The sequence below is a fragment of the Flavobacterium psychroterrae genome (assembly GCF_018380615.1).
GTDB classification, from domain to species: Bacteria; Bacteroidota; Bacteroidia; order Flavobacteriales; family Flavobacteriaceae; genus Flavobacterium; species Flavobacterium psychroterrae.
On record NZ_JAGYVZ010000001.1, the window covers coordinates 480357 to 493207 of the forward strand.

Sequence of the window (12851 nt, forward strand, 5' to 3'; positions counted from 1 at the left end):
GGCCTACGGCTCAAAAGAAACCAATTCTTAATATTTCAATTTTGCAATTGCAGTAATTTCTCCACCTTCAACTTTGATACCTTTTGTAGCAACACCAGTTGAACCGTTTATGGTGTAAATCCAGTTTCCTTCAGGTGTATTAATCCCTACAACCGCAGAGTTACCATCTTGGCTTACAATATTATATCTGTTTACAGTACTAAAACTAATTACCGCCGGGGCATTCGTAACCCATGTAAATGATTGCGTATATACATCTACAACAGCTAGTTTTACAGCACCTTTATTTGTTCCGGGAGTACCATACATTTCTAATAAAACTTTACCTTTAGAGATATAACTTGAAGAAGCAATTTTATATCCTCCTGATTTTTCCTGTACATTAAAGAAATACGTTTTATCAAATTCTGTAGTTCCTTTTTTAATTTTTACAACCGCAGATGGTTTAGTCGAAGTTACAACTGCATTACTTGTTGCCGCTGCACTAGAAAACCCATAAGCATCACCATTTTCATCCTGATACAATCCGTTTGTGTAATAAGCACCTAAATAACTTGTACGGTTATCTTTGATTACTTTTTCTAATTTAAGTTCAGGATAATTATAAACTGCAACCCAAGTACTGTCAGGATTTACAGTTCCAAAATTATCAAGCCCATCCCCTTTTATACTCATATAAGGCATGAATACTTTATCGCCAACTTGCGTTGCCCAGGTAAAAAAGGCTCTTTCTCCGTTTCCGGCTAACTTTTTAGTGTCTTGTTGTGCTTCACCAATAATAAGTGATTTTTCGGCATCAATTTTATACATTGAAGCTATTGAAGCAGCACCGCTTCTTGGTACTTTAATGGTTAAAATATCTTTGTTAATGGCTGCAAAAACGTGTACAGTTTCTGCCTGAAAATTAGATTTTTTAACCAATTTTCCTTCAGTATTCAAATTATAAGTAGTTACAGCACCCGGATTTCCTTGTCCGTAAAGCAGACTGAAAAAGTTATTTTGAGCTGTAATATAATATCGGTATGAACCGTCTTGTTCTATTCCGTTACCCGTTGTAGTAATCGATCCTGTCGAAATATCATCCGTGGTTAACAAATAATCGGCAATTCCTTGTGCTCCTGTTGTAGCAGTAATAATATATTTTGTTTTTCCGGTATCACCGCCAATCACTTCTTCGCCAGACTTATCAGAGTCACTGCTGCAAGAGAAAGTTGTAAATGCCAAAAGCGCCAATAAAGCTAATTTGCTAGTATTTTTCATTTTATTATGGTTTTTATTAAAAATTATTTACTTGATTTTGTGAAAAAATATCTGAATTTGATGTAGAAAGCCCTGCTTGGTTTTTGCAATGAAAAATTATCATAAAGCTTATTATCCAGTAGATTTTTACATTCTAAAGCGATATTATATTTTCCGTTTGCGAGTGTGTAAACAGCATTTAAATCATGGCTGAATTGTTGCGGAATTTCCAGTTTACTATCCTTGCTTCCCATACTTGGCCACGACAAATAGTACGTGTGTACAAATAATAGATTATATCCTACAGATAAATTATTTCCTTTTTTGATAAGATCATTAAAGAATATCGTTGCATCTGCATTTCCAAAAAGGAACGGCATATTTGGAATTCTGTCTTCATAAAAAGGAGAAACATAATTCTGATTCGGTTCATATTCCGTCTTATTACGAATATTTTGATACGTTGCATTTACACCCGCCGTAAATCGGCTGCGGTATGAATATCGAATCTCACCATCAATACCATAATTCGTCACTTTGCCCTGATTGACATTTGTAGTCATGGTTTGATTGTTATTCAGCGTTGGGCGAATAAAATCAGTCGCATTTCTATGTAAAAGATTCACATCAAATGACAACGCATTTACTTTATTAAAGCTCGTTTGATAACTTGCCCCAACGTTAAAGTTGTTACTGGTTTCTGGTTTTAAAGCCAGATTTCCTTCCAGATTATCATTCACATTTCCAAAAATTTCCTCAGGAGTTGGTAATCGGTAACTTTTTTCAAACGAAGCCTTTAATTGCAAATTCGGTTTTAAATAATAACTTGTTGCACCGCCATATCCTGTTGTCGAAGTATTGTCTACATATTGTTGATACGCAATATCGCCCGCATTCCCTGACGGATTGTAACTTCTGGAATACGTAGTTTTGAGTGAATAATCTTTTAAAAATACCGATGTACTCCATTTTTCATTAAAATCAAATTTATATCCCAACCCTAAAACATTCTTCTGCGTTTTTTTAGGCTGTTTATAAACCAACGATTCCGGAACTAATTCATCACTTTCCTTACGGTCAAAAGTGGTAAAAGTATTGTTCAGCATAAAAGAGTGTCGTTCTCCCAAAGCATAAGTTGCATTTGCCGTTGCCACACCATTATTGTTTTTAAACTTTCGCAGCGTTCGGCTTCTTTCCCCGCCCAAACCTGCATATTCTCTATATTCTCCAAACCAGTTGTATCGTCTGAAAACCGTATCGACATTTTGCTCTTCTCCAAAATTGTAATTTCCGGTCAAATTGAAATTAAGTCCTTTCGTAAATAAATCCTTCACCTGATATTTTAAAGTAGGCATCAAAATATTTCCTTTTCTGTAAACCTGCCCAAATACACTAACCATTCTGGCTCCGGTTTGAATATCTGCTTTATTTTCTCCCGCCGTAAAACCAAATAATAATTTATCTGCATATTTTTTTCCGGTTAAACCGACATTCAAAATCACAGTTTCGTTACGGTATTTATCGTGAAATCTTCTCACGCGCTGATTAGGAAAATAAGCACCCGTATTCAAATCAGCTACATCAACATTTACCCAATAATTATTATCTGAATAATTCTGAAAAGCATTAATTTCTGCAGTAAAACCACTTTTTGATGTATAACCAGCATTTAAGCTCGACCGATGTGTATTGAAAGAACCAAAGGAATAAGAAGCATCCAGATATGTTCTCGGTTTGCTATTGGTAACAATATTTACTGCTCCTCCTAAAGCGTCTCCGCCCAGCCAAATGGGTACAACACCTTTATAGACTTCTACACGATCAGCAAGATTTATGGGAATATTATTCATTTGAAAAGAAGAACCAAAATTATCCATAGGAACTCCATCAATAAAAACCTTTACCTGATTTCCCTGAAAACCATTGATCGAAAGTTCTGATCTTGAACCTACTCCGCCCGCTTCACGTACACGAACTCCGGAAACTCTGTCTAAAGCATGTGCCAGATCAAGAGTAGAATTATGCAATTTTTTAGCATCGATTGCCGTAACGCTGTACGCCTGCTTATTTATCTTATCGGTTTGTGAACGACCTAATACGGTTACAGATTCTAATTCGTTCAATTCACTTTCTAACTGAATCGAAAAATTTACATCATTATTTCCCGAAACTTCGATATGTTTTTTTTGAGTTGAAAAACCAATGGCAGAGATTTTTAAAATATGTTTTCCAGGCTTAACATTGTTAAAAATAAACTTTCCGTTTTCATCTGAAATAATACTTAAGTCAGTTTTTTCTATGTGAATTGTTGCGTATGGAATTGTTTGACCAGAATTTTCAGTGACTTGTCCAGAAACTGAAACTCCTTGATTTTGCTGGGAAAATGACAAGAATGAAAAGAGAAAAAATATACTAAAAAATAAAAATTTGTGAGTTGTCATATCTTTAATTAGACTAATTATAAATAACTTTGCCGCAAAAGTACCATCAACAACTCCAAAAAAGATAGGGAAAAACGGATTATTATTTTGTAAAAACGGATTATATTTTGAAAATTAAATCGAAAATTTTAGGACACGAAAACTCAATTATTAAAATTGAAATTGGCGATACGCATTACCCGAAAAATCATCTGACGGAAGAAAATGTGAATATAAAAAATGCTGACCTGGAAGAAATTAAAAGCCATCATTTAATTACCGAAGGAATGGTTTTGTTAGATACACAAATGCACTTTTCTACTCCGCAAACTGTTGAATTTGAAATTGATGAAGAATCTGTTGTTATGAATTTCATTTGCTGCAATAACGTTGAAACTCAGATCGATCAACTGGAATCCGCAAAATATTCAAAAGAAAATACACACAATATTTTCTATACCAATAATTTTAAGGCAACATTTAAAATTCCCGCATTTGAACATCTTAATTATTTTTCGATAATTCTTTCAAAAGCATTTTATTATAAGATTATTAATGAAGATTGGGAACTTCATAAAAAATTCTCCAATAATATTCTGCTAAAAAAACCGAGCTATTTAACTTCAAAGTATCTTCCGTTTACGCCGGCGATTCAATGGGTATTGCATGAAATTAAAAATTGTAATCGCAAAGGAGCTTTAAAAAAAATGTATCTCGAAGCAAAAATCAAGGAATTATTGATACATCAGTTGGAAACAATTATTAGTATTCCATCGCAAACGGAGCAAATAGATCAGGAAGATTACAATAAATTACAAGAAGCAAAACAAATTCTCGACAATGACTTTGTTCATGCACCCTCATTAGCAGAACTTTCAAGACTGATTTCATTAAATGAATTTAAACTGAAAAAGGGTTTCAAATCTTGTTTTGGAACAACTGTAAAAAGCTATATTATTAAACTTAGAATGGAACGTGCAAAAGAATTGTTTCAAAACAAAGCCATAACAGTAAGTGAAGCAGCGTACAAATGTGGCTATAAAGATGTATCGCATTTTTCGGCAGCTTTTAAAAGTTTCTATGGTTTTTCACCTCAAAAATTTAAAATCAATTGGGACATTATTCAGGTTTGGATCACCGGACTTTTATTTTTTAGCTAACCATTGAATTCTTTAAAAAAATAGGAAAATATATTAAGTTCAATCTCAAAACCTGTGGAGAAAAAAATTACCGCAGATCACACAAAGATTTTTATTAAGCAGAATGGATATAAACACAAAGTTCACAAAGCTAAATCAATACAAAGCTTTGTGAACTTTGTGTTTTTCAACACACTCCACTATAAAAAAACTTTGCGCACTTTGCGTTAAAAATAAACAGCAATATCCATTAAATAAAAAAGGGCTTTTAGAATCAGTCAAAAATAACCGAATCTAAAAACCCTAAAAAAATCAGACTAATTGTATGTCTTGCAAACTTTACAAATTATCCACTAAAGTGAAAATGTCAAATTTTCATTGTAAAAAAAAAATTGTTTCTCCAAAAACAGTAATTTTAATAGAAATCAAAAAATGATGATTAAAAGGTAAATAACATCACCTACATCGATTTCTAAAGACAAAACTACACTCTACTTTACAGAAAACATTACGGGTTTCCTCATTACGACAAGATTTTTTCAATTATTTACAATCATTCTACTTTAATTTATTGTATTTAATCAACTTAGCGATTTTTTCATAAAGGCACTAAGTTGCTAAGTTTTTTAGTTACTAAGTTTTTTCTTAAAAATAAAGGTACTATCGAAGTTTTGGAATAGGATATTTTTAATCAAAAAACTTCTTGTCCTAGATTAAGCAATCACCTTAAATTACTATCCTACTTTTGTCAAACAAATTACAAGTTCTGTCAAAAACTGAAATTGAATCTAAAGAAGACTTAGAAACTTAGCAGCTTAGAAACTAAGAACCTTTCTTATCCTAGATTAAGTTAAAAACAATGATTTAACAAATACATTTGTAAAACAAATTACAAGTTCTGTCAAAAGCTGAAAATTTAAATCTAAAGAGAAAAACTTAGCGACTTAGCAGCTTAGAAACTTAGAACCTTTCTTATCCTAGATTAAGTTAAAAACAATGATTTAACAAATACATTTGTAAAACAAATTACAAGTTCTGTCAAAGCTGAAAATTTAAATCTAAAGAGAAAAACTTAGCGACTTAGCAGCTTAGAAACTAAGAACCTTTCTTATCCTAGATTAAGTTAAAAACAATGATTTAACAAATACATTTGTAAAACAAATTACAAGTTCAACCAACAACTGAATTAATAAAAATTATAAGAACCTAAAAAAACTTAGAAACTTAGTAACTCAGAACCTTAGAACCTTAGAACCTTAAAAAAATGAAAACATTTGAATTCTTAATACTCGGAAAAAACGAAGCGATCTTAACCATTTTATTAAGACTGGTTAATGCTTACGAAAACTGGAATGCAGTTGGTTTCAACGACGAAAATGAAGCTCAGAAATATTTTCAAAATCACAAAATAGATATTGTTCTCTTGAGTTCCGGAATCGAAGATCATATCGAAAAAGAGTTTACCTCTTTCTGTTTAAAAAACCAGCCCGACGTTGAAGTCATAGAACATTTTGGCGGAGGAAGCGGATTATTAAAATCAGAAATAGAACACCGATTATATTTAAAAGGAAAAAATTAGGTCAAATCTCCCCTTTTAAAATCACATTAAGTCTTATAAACATTTCATTTCACGAATATCCAATGATAAATTGACGATATATCGTTAGAACCCTTATTGCCTTTTCCGAAAAACCTTTTAAAATCAACGCCTTAGCAACAAGGCACTCATTTTGAATGCAATAGATTGAATATCAAAACAAATACAAATATTAAAAAACCCTTTTATTCACAACAAATTTAAATTATCATGAAAAAATTAATCTTAACAGCAGCACTATTATTCGTAACTTTTATTGGCTTTGCACAAAAACCAAGTCCGGGTTTATTAGATCCTACAAACCATACTTTAGTCCTTATTGATTATGAAAGTCAAATGGCATTTGCAGTAGGAAGCACACCAATTGATCAGCTTCGAAACAATACAGCTTTGGTTGCCGGAGCATCAAAAATCTTCAAAGTACCAACAATTGTAACAACAGTTGCCGAAAAATCATTTAGCGGACCTGTTTTTCGTGAAATCGAAGAATTCTACCCTCAAAAAACATCCAATTATATTGATCGTACTTCAATGAATACCTGGGAAGATGTTCCTGCTCATAAAGCAATTACAGAAAAAGGGAAAAAGAAATTAGTTTTTGGAGGATTATGGACAAGCGTTTGTATCGTAGGACCAACATTATCAGCTATTAGCGAAGGTTACGATGTTTATATAATTACAGATGCAAGCGCAGATGTATCTAAAGAAGCACACGAAATGGCCATCACACGTATGGTTCAGGCAGGCGCTCACCCAATAACTTCATTACAATATTTATTAGAATTACAACGTGACTGGGCGCGTCAGGGAACTTATGTAGCCGTTACAGATTTAGTTAAAAAATATGGTGGTGCTTACGGTGTTGGTGTTCAATATGCTCACGAAATGTTGAAACATTAATTCTTTTTAAATTTAAATCTACCCCAAAAAGGCTGTGTTACCGCACAGTCTTTTTTTTCTCCAAAACCCAAATAAAACCACTATTATGAAACTTAAAAACATACTATCAGCTTTACTTTTAATTCTTTACTTACCTATTTTCGCTCAAGGCAAAAGTGCCACACTTATCGTTCATCATGCAATAATTCACACACTAGACGATAAAAATACAATTGTGGAAGCGATGGCTGTTGCCGATGGAAAAATCCTGAAAACGGGAAAAAACAGTGAGATTTTAAAATTAAAAAACAAAAAAACAACCGTAATTGATGCCAAAGGAAAAGTAATTATTCCCGGAATATTCGATTCACACATGCACATTATCCGCGGAGGAAGATTCTTTAATACCGAATTACGCTGGGATGGCGTTCGTTCTCTTAAAAAAGCTCTGGCAATGCTCAAGGAACAAGCACAAAGAACACCAAAAGGACAATGGGTTCGCGTTGTAGGCGGTTGGAATGCGTATCAATTTGAAGAAAAAAGATTACCAACTTTAGAAGAAATTAACGAAGCTACAGGCGATGTTCCGGCATTTGTACTTCATTTATATGGTCACGCCTATTTAAATAAAGCCGGAATTACAGCTTTAAAAATTGATGCTAACACTCCAAACCCAAATGGCGGACTTGTAGAAAAAGATGCCAGCGGAAACCCAACGGGTTTATTAGTTGCAGAACCAAATGCCTTTATTTTATATTCAACACTTTCTAAACTTCCGGAATTATCACCTGAAGAAAAAGTAAACTCAACAAAACAATTCATGACCGAAATGAATCGTCTTGGAGTTACCGCGATTATAGATGCCGGAGGAGGATTTCAAAACTTTCCTGATGATTATGGTGTAACAAATGGTTTGTGTAAAGACAGCGATTTAACGATTAGAATGCCTTATTATTTATTTGCCCAAAAAGCGGGAAGCGAACTTAACGATTATACTAGATGGGTAAGTACGGTAGAAATTGGCGAAGGTTGTGACGATCACGATGATAATAAAGTAGAATATCATGCGCAAGGTGCAGGAGAAAATCTGGTAATGAGTGCCGGAGATTTTGAAAATTTCGACAAACCTAGACCGGAATTAAGCCCTGCAATGGAATCACAATTAAAAGAAGTCATAGCATTATTAGTTAAAAAAAGGTGGCCTTTTAGAATTCATGCTACTTACAACGAAAGCATTACAAGATTTTTAAATGTTATTGAAGACGTTAATAAAGAAACGCCACTAAACGGACTTTTATGGTTTTTTGATCACGGAGAAACAGTTTCGGTAGAAAATTTAAAACGCATTAAAGCTCTAAACGGAGGATTGGCAATTCAGCACAGAATGGCGTATCAGGGAGAAAGTTTTATAAAAAGATACGGAAAAACAGCTGCTGCAAACACGGTTCCGCTTAAAAAGATACTCGAAATGGGAATCAAAGTCGGAATGGGGACCGATGGAACCCGTGTTGCCAGCTACAATCCATGGGTAGGTTTATATTGGCTGACAACCGGAAAAACTTTAGGCGGAACCAAATATATGCTTGACGAAAATATTCAGGACAGAACTGCGGCTTTAAAATTATTCACTTACGGAAGCGCACAATTAATCAATTTAGAAAAAGATCGCGGAACTTTAACAGCAAACAATCTGGCTGATTTCGCCATACTTTCTGATGATTATTTCAACACGACCGAAGAAAAAATTTTAAACATAGAATCGAAACTTACTGTTGTAAACGGAAAAGTGGTTTATGCCGATAATGATTTTAGAACATTTGCCCAACCAACCCTAAAAGCAATTCCGGATTGGAGTCCTGTAAACTATTTTGGAGGTTACCAAAAAAACTAAACCCATGAAAAATATATTCCGATTATTGTTGCTTTTGGGATTCATTTATACTGCAAATGCGCAACAAAGACCAGTTTTTCAAAAGTTGCGATATGACGATGATTTAACTTATCTAAAAGATTCTGCCAGAAATTGGTATGAAAAAATCAAATACATTCCGCTAAGTCAAAACGGCAAATATTACGCAACCATTGGCGGTGAGGCAAGATGGCAATATACATATACCTTAAATGATAAATGGGGTGATGATTCTGATAAAGGCGACAGTTATTTGCTTTCCCGTTATCTGCTTCATGCGGATGTTCATTTGGGAATTTTCAGAACTTTTGTAGAATTGCAAAGCAGTCTTGCCAACAGCAAAACTGATCCTAGTCCGGTTGACGAAAATAAGCTGGATTTTCATCAGGCATTTTTAGATATCGATTTTATTCAAAATGAAAACGAGCAGCTAACATTGCGAACCGGAAGACAGGAATTATCATATGGATCACAACGTTTAGTCGCAGTTCGCGAAGGTCCAAACAGCCGACTTGCTTTTGATGCAGTAAAATTATTTTATAAAAAAGATAATTGGCAAACCGATGCCTTTTACACGCATCCCATCGCCAATCAGCCGGGAACTTTTAATGATGCTTTTAATGAAAATGCAAGATTCTGGGGAAGTTACACCGTTATTCATAAAGTACCTTTTATTCAGAATATTGATTTTTATTATTTAGGATTATGGAAAAAAAGAGCCGTTTTTGATGATGCAGTCGGAGAAGAAAACCGTCAGTCTGTTGGAACCCGAATCTGGAAAAACAAAGGAAACTGGAAATATGATTTCGAAGGACTTTATCAATTCGGAAACCTGAATCAAAAATCAGTTTCTGCATGGACACTTTCCTCTTTTGCCTGTTATACATTTGAAAACATAAAATTTAGACCTGAAATTGGTTTAAAAACAGAGATCATTTCGGGTGATAAAAGCTCAGGCGATAATCATTTGGAAACCTTTAATCCGTTATATCCTAGAGGCGCTTATTTTGGATTAGTAGCCTTAATTGGTCCATCCAATTTAATTGATATACACCCTTCGATTAATTTTACTTTAACCCAAAAATTAGCTCTGGGATTTGATTACGATATTTTCTGGAGACAAACTTTAAGTGACGGAATATACGCTCCAAATATGCAATTATTATATTCAGGAAAAGATATAACAGAACGTTTTATAGGTTCCCAGTTAATTACAAATTTAGATTATGCAGCAAATGATTTCCTATCCTTTACATTAGAAACCGGCTGGTTTAATTCTGGTGCATTCTTAAAAGAAGTTGGTACAGGAAAAGATTATTTTTATGCAGCTTTAACAGCACAATTTAAATTTTAAAAAACAATATTAAAATATTCAACAAATTGAAATCCCTAAGTTCGATGTCAATAAATTAAGCTTATTTTAAAAAATCGCGCAAGAATCGTCAAGTTTATAAGTATTCATTTATTGACTAGCCTCAAACAATTTGTGCCGTTAGGCACTAAATATTGGTAGTTAATATGAATTGGAATAAATATAGTGTGCCGTAGGTACGCAATATTTATCATTTTGTTGCGTACCTACGGCACGCCATGGCATTTCTAATCTATATTAACTACCAATATTTAGTGCCTAACGGCACGTTTCAACTCTTTCATAATTATCAAAAAAGCTTAACTTAATGACATTGAGCTAAAGCCATTAAGATTCATTTTTATATAAACTCCAACTAAAGCTGGAGGCAATTCAAAACTAAACTTTACGATTTAAATTTTAAATTTGCATAAAACCAAATCTAAAATGGAAAAGAAATATTCAGTTGTCATTCATCCTTCAAAAGAAATAATTGATTCGATCAAAACAATGAAAGAAGATTTGGCTTCCAAAATTGGTTGGTTTAACAGCAAAAATTCAGTTGCGCATATTACAATTTGTGAATTCAAAATTGATGAATCCCAAATAGGTAAATTCAAACAAAAACTATTTAAAATCACTGATACGTTTACACCTTTTAATGTACATTTAAATCATTTCGGTGCTTATGATAGCGGTGCCTTTTTCATTGGTCCTGATGAAGATTCAAAAGCAAATCTGAAACCAATTATGAAAAAAACTCAGAATTCAATGCAACTTTCAAACTTGACAAAGAGCAGCGATCCCCATATTTCTATTGGGCGTAAATTATCTCCCGAAAGTATCAAAATTGCTAACGATTTATTTACTACAATCGATATGCATTTTTTATGCGACACTATTATATTAAGAGAATTAGATCCAATTAAAAAACAGTTTTTTGTGTTAGAAACATTTCCTTTTGGCAGTAATCCTCAACCGGAATTAATTCAGGGGAGTTTGTTTTAAAGTTTAACAGCATAGTTCGCAAAAGTATAATACTAGTTTTTTCACGCAAAGGCGCAAAGGCGCAAAGTTTATATTCTTTGCGCCCTTGCGTCTTTGCGAGAGATAAGAAATAAGCATAGTGAACTTTGCGTAAAACCTTGCGCTCTTTGCGGTAAAATTAACATAAAGTCTAACAACCTGAAACAAAGAAAACCTGAAACAAAAAAACAATCCTTCTAATTTTCGTATATTTGAATTTTACAATTCACTCTCATGAAATCACTAGATTCATTTTACCAGGATATAACTAAAGGTTCTACTGTCGAACCAAGTTCCTTACTACCAAACGACATTAAAAAAGAAATTGGACATTTTAATGTTTTTGACATTAAAGAACTTCTGGAAAGAATGCAGGGAAAACCCGGTATGCCTTATGACAGAAGAGCTTATTACAAAATAAGTTTGATTAAAGGGAAAAACCGCGCCGAATATGCTGATAAAATAATCGAAATTGACAAACAAGGACTTTTATTTGCTACGCCAAAAATTCCATACAATTATCTTCCGCAAGACACGAATCAATCCGGGCAATTTTGTGTATTTACAAGTGAATTTTTATCGAAAAACAAAAGCGGAATTGACTTGGACGAACTTCCTATTTTTGCTTCAGACGGATATCCTATTTTTCAGCTTACAGATGAAGAAGTTAGTGAAGTAGAATTGATTTTCAATAAAATACAAAAAGAAATCAATTCTGATTATATCTATAAATATGATTTAATCAGAAATTATGTTGCGGAGCTAATTCACTTTGGACAAAAATTACAACCTATAACCGCTTTATATTCAAAGCATAATTCGGCTGCGAGAGTTTCATCATTATTTGCCGAATTACTGGAAAGACAATTCCCAATTGAATCCCCAAACCAAAGATTAGAACTCAGAACAGCCAAAGATTTCGCGGAACGATTATCAGTTCATGTGAATCATTTAAACAAAGTTTTAAAAGAAAACACAGGAAAAACCACAACAGAATTAATCACAAACAGATTAACTAATGAAGCTAAAATCCTTTTAAAACAAACGGATTGGAACATCTCTGAAATCGCATTTTCATTGGGTTTTGAAGAGTTAGCGCATTTCTCAAACTTCTTTAAAAAACAAACAACTTACACGCCCTTAGCTTTTAGAATGTAGATTGTAGATTGCAGATTTTAGATTATAGATTATAGATTTTAGATTATAGATTTTGAAAATTGAAAATTACATTATATAGATTCGTTCGTAAAAAATCCGCGATAATCCGTGTCTTCGCAAAGCGAATCAGCGT

Annotated in this window: 9 protein-coding genes; 7 read left to right on the forward strand and 2 right to left on the reverse strand. The window is 33.3% G+C overall.

Going from position 1 to position 12851, the window contains the following annotated elements; translation table 11 throughout:
* Positions 1 to 27: 27 nt before the first annotated feature.
* Together KHA90_RS01645 and KHA90_RS01650 are read right to left on the reverse strand one after the other, a co-directional pair.
* On the reverse strand, positions 28 to 1260 hold the full coding sequence (locus KHA90_RS01645) for a DUF4374 domain-containing protein (protein ID WP_213294211.1): 1233 nt from the start codon (positions 1258 to 1260) through the stop codon (positions 28 to 30).
* Between the two features lie 23 nt (positions 1261 to 1283).
* Positions 1284 to 3680, reverse strand: a complete 2397-nt coding sequence (locus tag KHA90_RS01650; RefSeq protein ID WP_213294213.1) for a TonB-dependent receptor — start codon at positions 3678 to 3680, stop codon at positions 1284 to 1286.
* 107 nt (positions 3681 to 3787) lie between these two features.
* Between KHA90_RS01650 and KHA90_RS01655 the strand changes: the two genes are divergently transcribed.
* The 7 genes from KHA90_RS01655 to KHA90_RS01685 all read left to right on the forward strand — a co-directional run bounded on the left by KHA90_RS01655 (position 3788) and on the right by KHA90_RS01685 (position 12718).
* Entirely contained in the window at positions 3788 to 4819 is a 1032-nt protein-coding gene (locus KHA90_RS01655; RefSeq protein WP_213294215.1) for a helix-turn-helix domain-containing protein, read from the forward strand.
* 1243 nt (positions 4820 to 6062) lie between these two features.
* On the forward strand, positions 6063 to 6377 hold the full coding sequence (locus tag KHA90_RS01660) for a response regulator (RefSeq protein WP_213294217.1): 315 nt from the start codon (positions 6063 to 6065) through the stop codon (positions 6375 to 6377).
* 228 nt (positions 6378 to 6605) lie between these two features.
* Positions 6606 to 7295: a hydrolase gene (locus KHA90_RS01665; protein WP_213294219.1), complete on the forward strand. Its 690-nt coding sequence runs from the start codon at positions 6606 to 6608 to the stop codon at positions 7293 to 7295.
* Between the two features lie 85 nt (positions 7296 to 7380).
* Complete coding sequence (locus KHA90_RS01670; protein WP_213294221.1) at positions 7381 to 9165, forward strand: amidohydrolase; 1785 nt, start codon at positions 7381 to 7383, stop codon at positions 9163 to 9165.
* 4 nt (positions 9166 to 9169) lie between these two features.
* Positions 9170 to 10537: an alginate export family protein gene (locus KHA90_RS01675; protein WP_213294223.1), complete on the forward strand. Its 1368-nt coding sequence runs from the start codon at positions 9170 to 9172 to the stop codon at positions 10535 to 10537.
* 444 nt (positions 10538 to 10981) lie between these two features.
* Entirely contained in the window at positions 10982 to 11542 is a 561-nt protein-coding gene (locus tag KHA90_RS01680) for a 2'-5' RNA ligase family protein (protein ID WP_213294225.1), read from the forward strand.
* Positions 11543 to 11794: 252 nt separating this feature from the next.
* The gene (locus KHA90_RS01685; protein ID WP_213294227.1) at positions 11795 to 12718 is read left to right on the forward strand and encodes a helix-turn-helix domain-containing protein; all 924 of its coding nucleotides are present in this window, start codon (positions 11795 to 11797) and stop codon (positions 12716 to 12718) included.
* Positions 12719 to 12851 lie beyond the last annotated feature (133 nt).

What these genes read in the sequence shown, in the direction of transcription:
- KHA90_RS01675 (WP_213294223.1), top strand. Translation starts at nt 9,170, where the DNA reads ATGAAAAATATATTCCGATTATTGTTGCTTTTGGGATTCATTTATACT.
- KHA90_RS01670 (WP_213294221.1), top strand. Translation starts at nt 7,381, where the DNA reads ATGAAACTTAAAAACATACTATCAGCTTTACTTTTAATTCTTTACTTA.
- KHA90_RS01685 (WP_213294227.1), top strand. Translation starts at nt 11,795, where the DNA reads ATGAAATCACTAGATTCATTTTACCAGGATATAACTAAAGGTTCTACT.
- KHA90_RS01665 (WP_213294219.1), top strand. Translation starts at nt 6,606, where the DNA reads ATGAAAAAATTAATCTTAACAGCAGCACTATTATTCGTAACTTTTATT.
- KHA90_RS01645 (WP_213294211.1), bottom strand. Translation starts at nt 1,260, where the DNA reads ATGAAAAATACTAGCAAATTAGCTTTATTGGCGCTTTTGGCATTTACA.
- KHA90_RS01660 (WP_213294217.1), top strand. Translation starts at nt 6,063, where the DNA reads ATGAAAACATTTGAATTCTTAATACTCGGAAAAAACGAAGCGATCTTA.
- KHA90_RS01680 (WP_213294225.1), top strand. Translation starts at nt 10,982, where the DNA reads ATGGAAAAGAAATATTCAGTTGTCATTCATCCTTCAAAAGAAATAATT.
- KHA90_RS01650 (WP_213294213.1), bottom strand. Translation starts at nt 3,680, where the DNA reads ATGACAACTCACAAATTTTTATTTTTTAGTATATTTTTTCTCTTTTCA.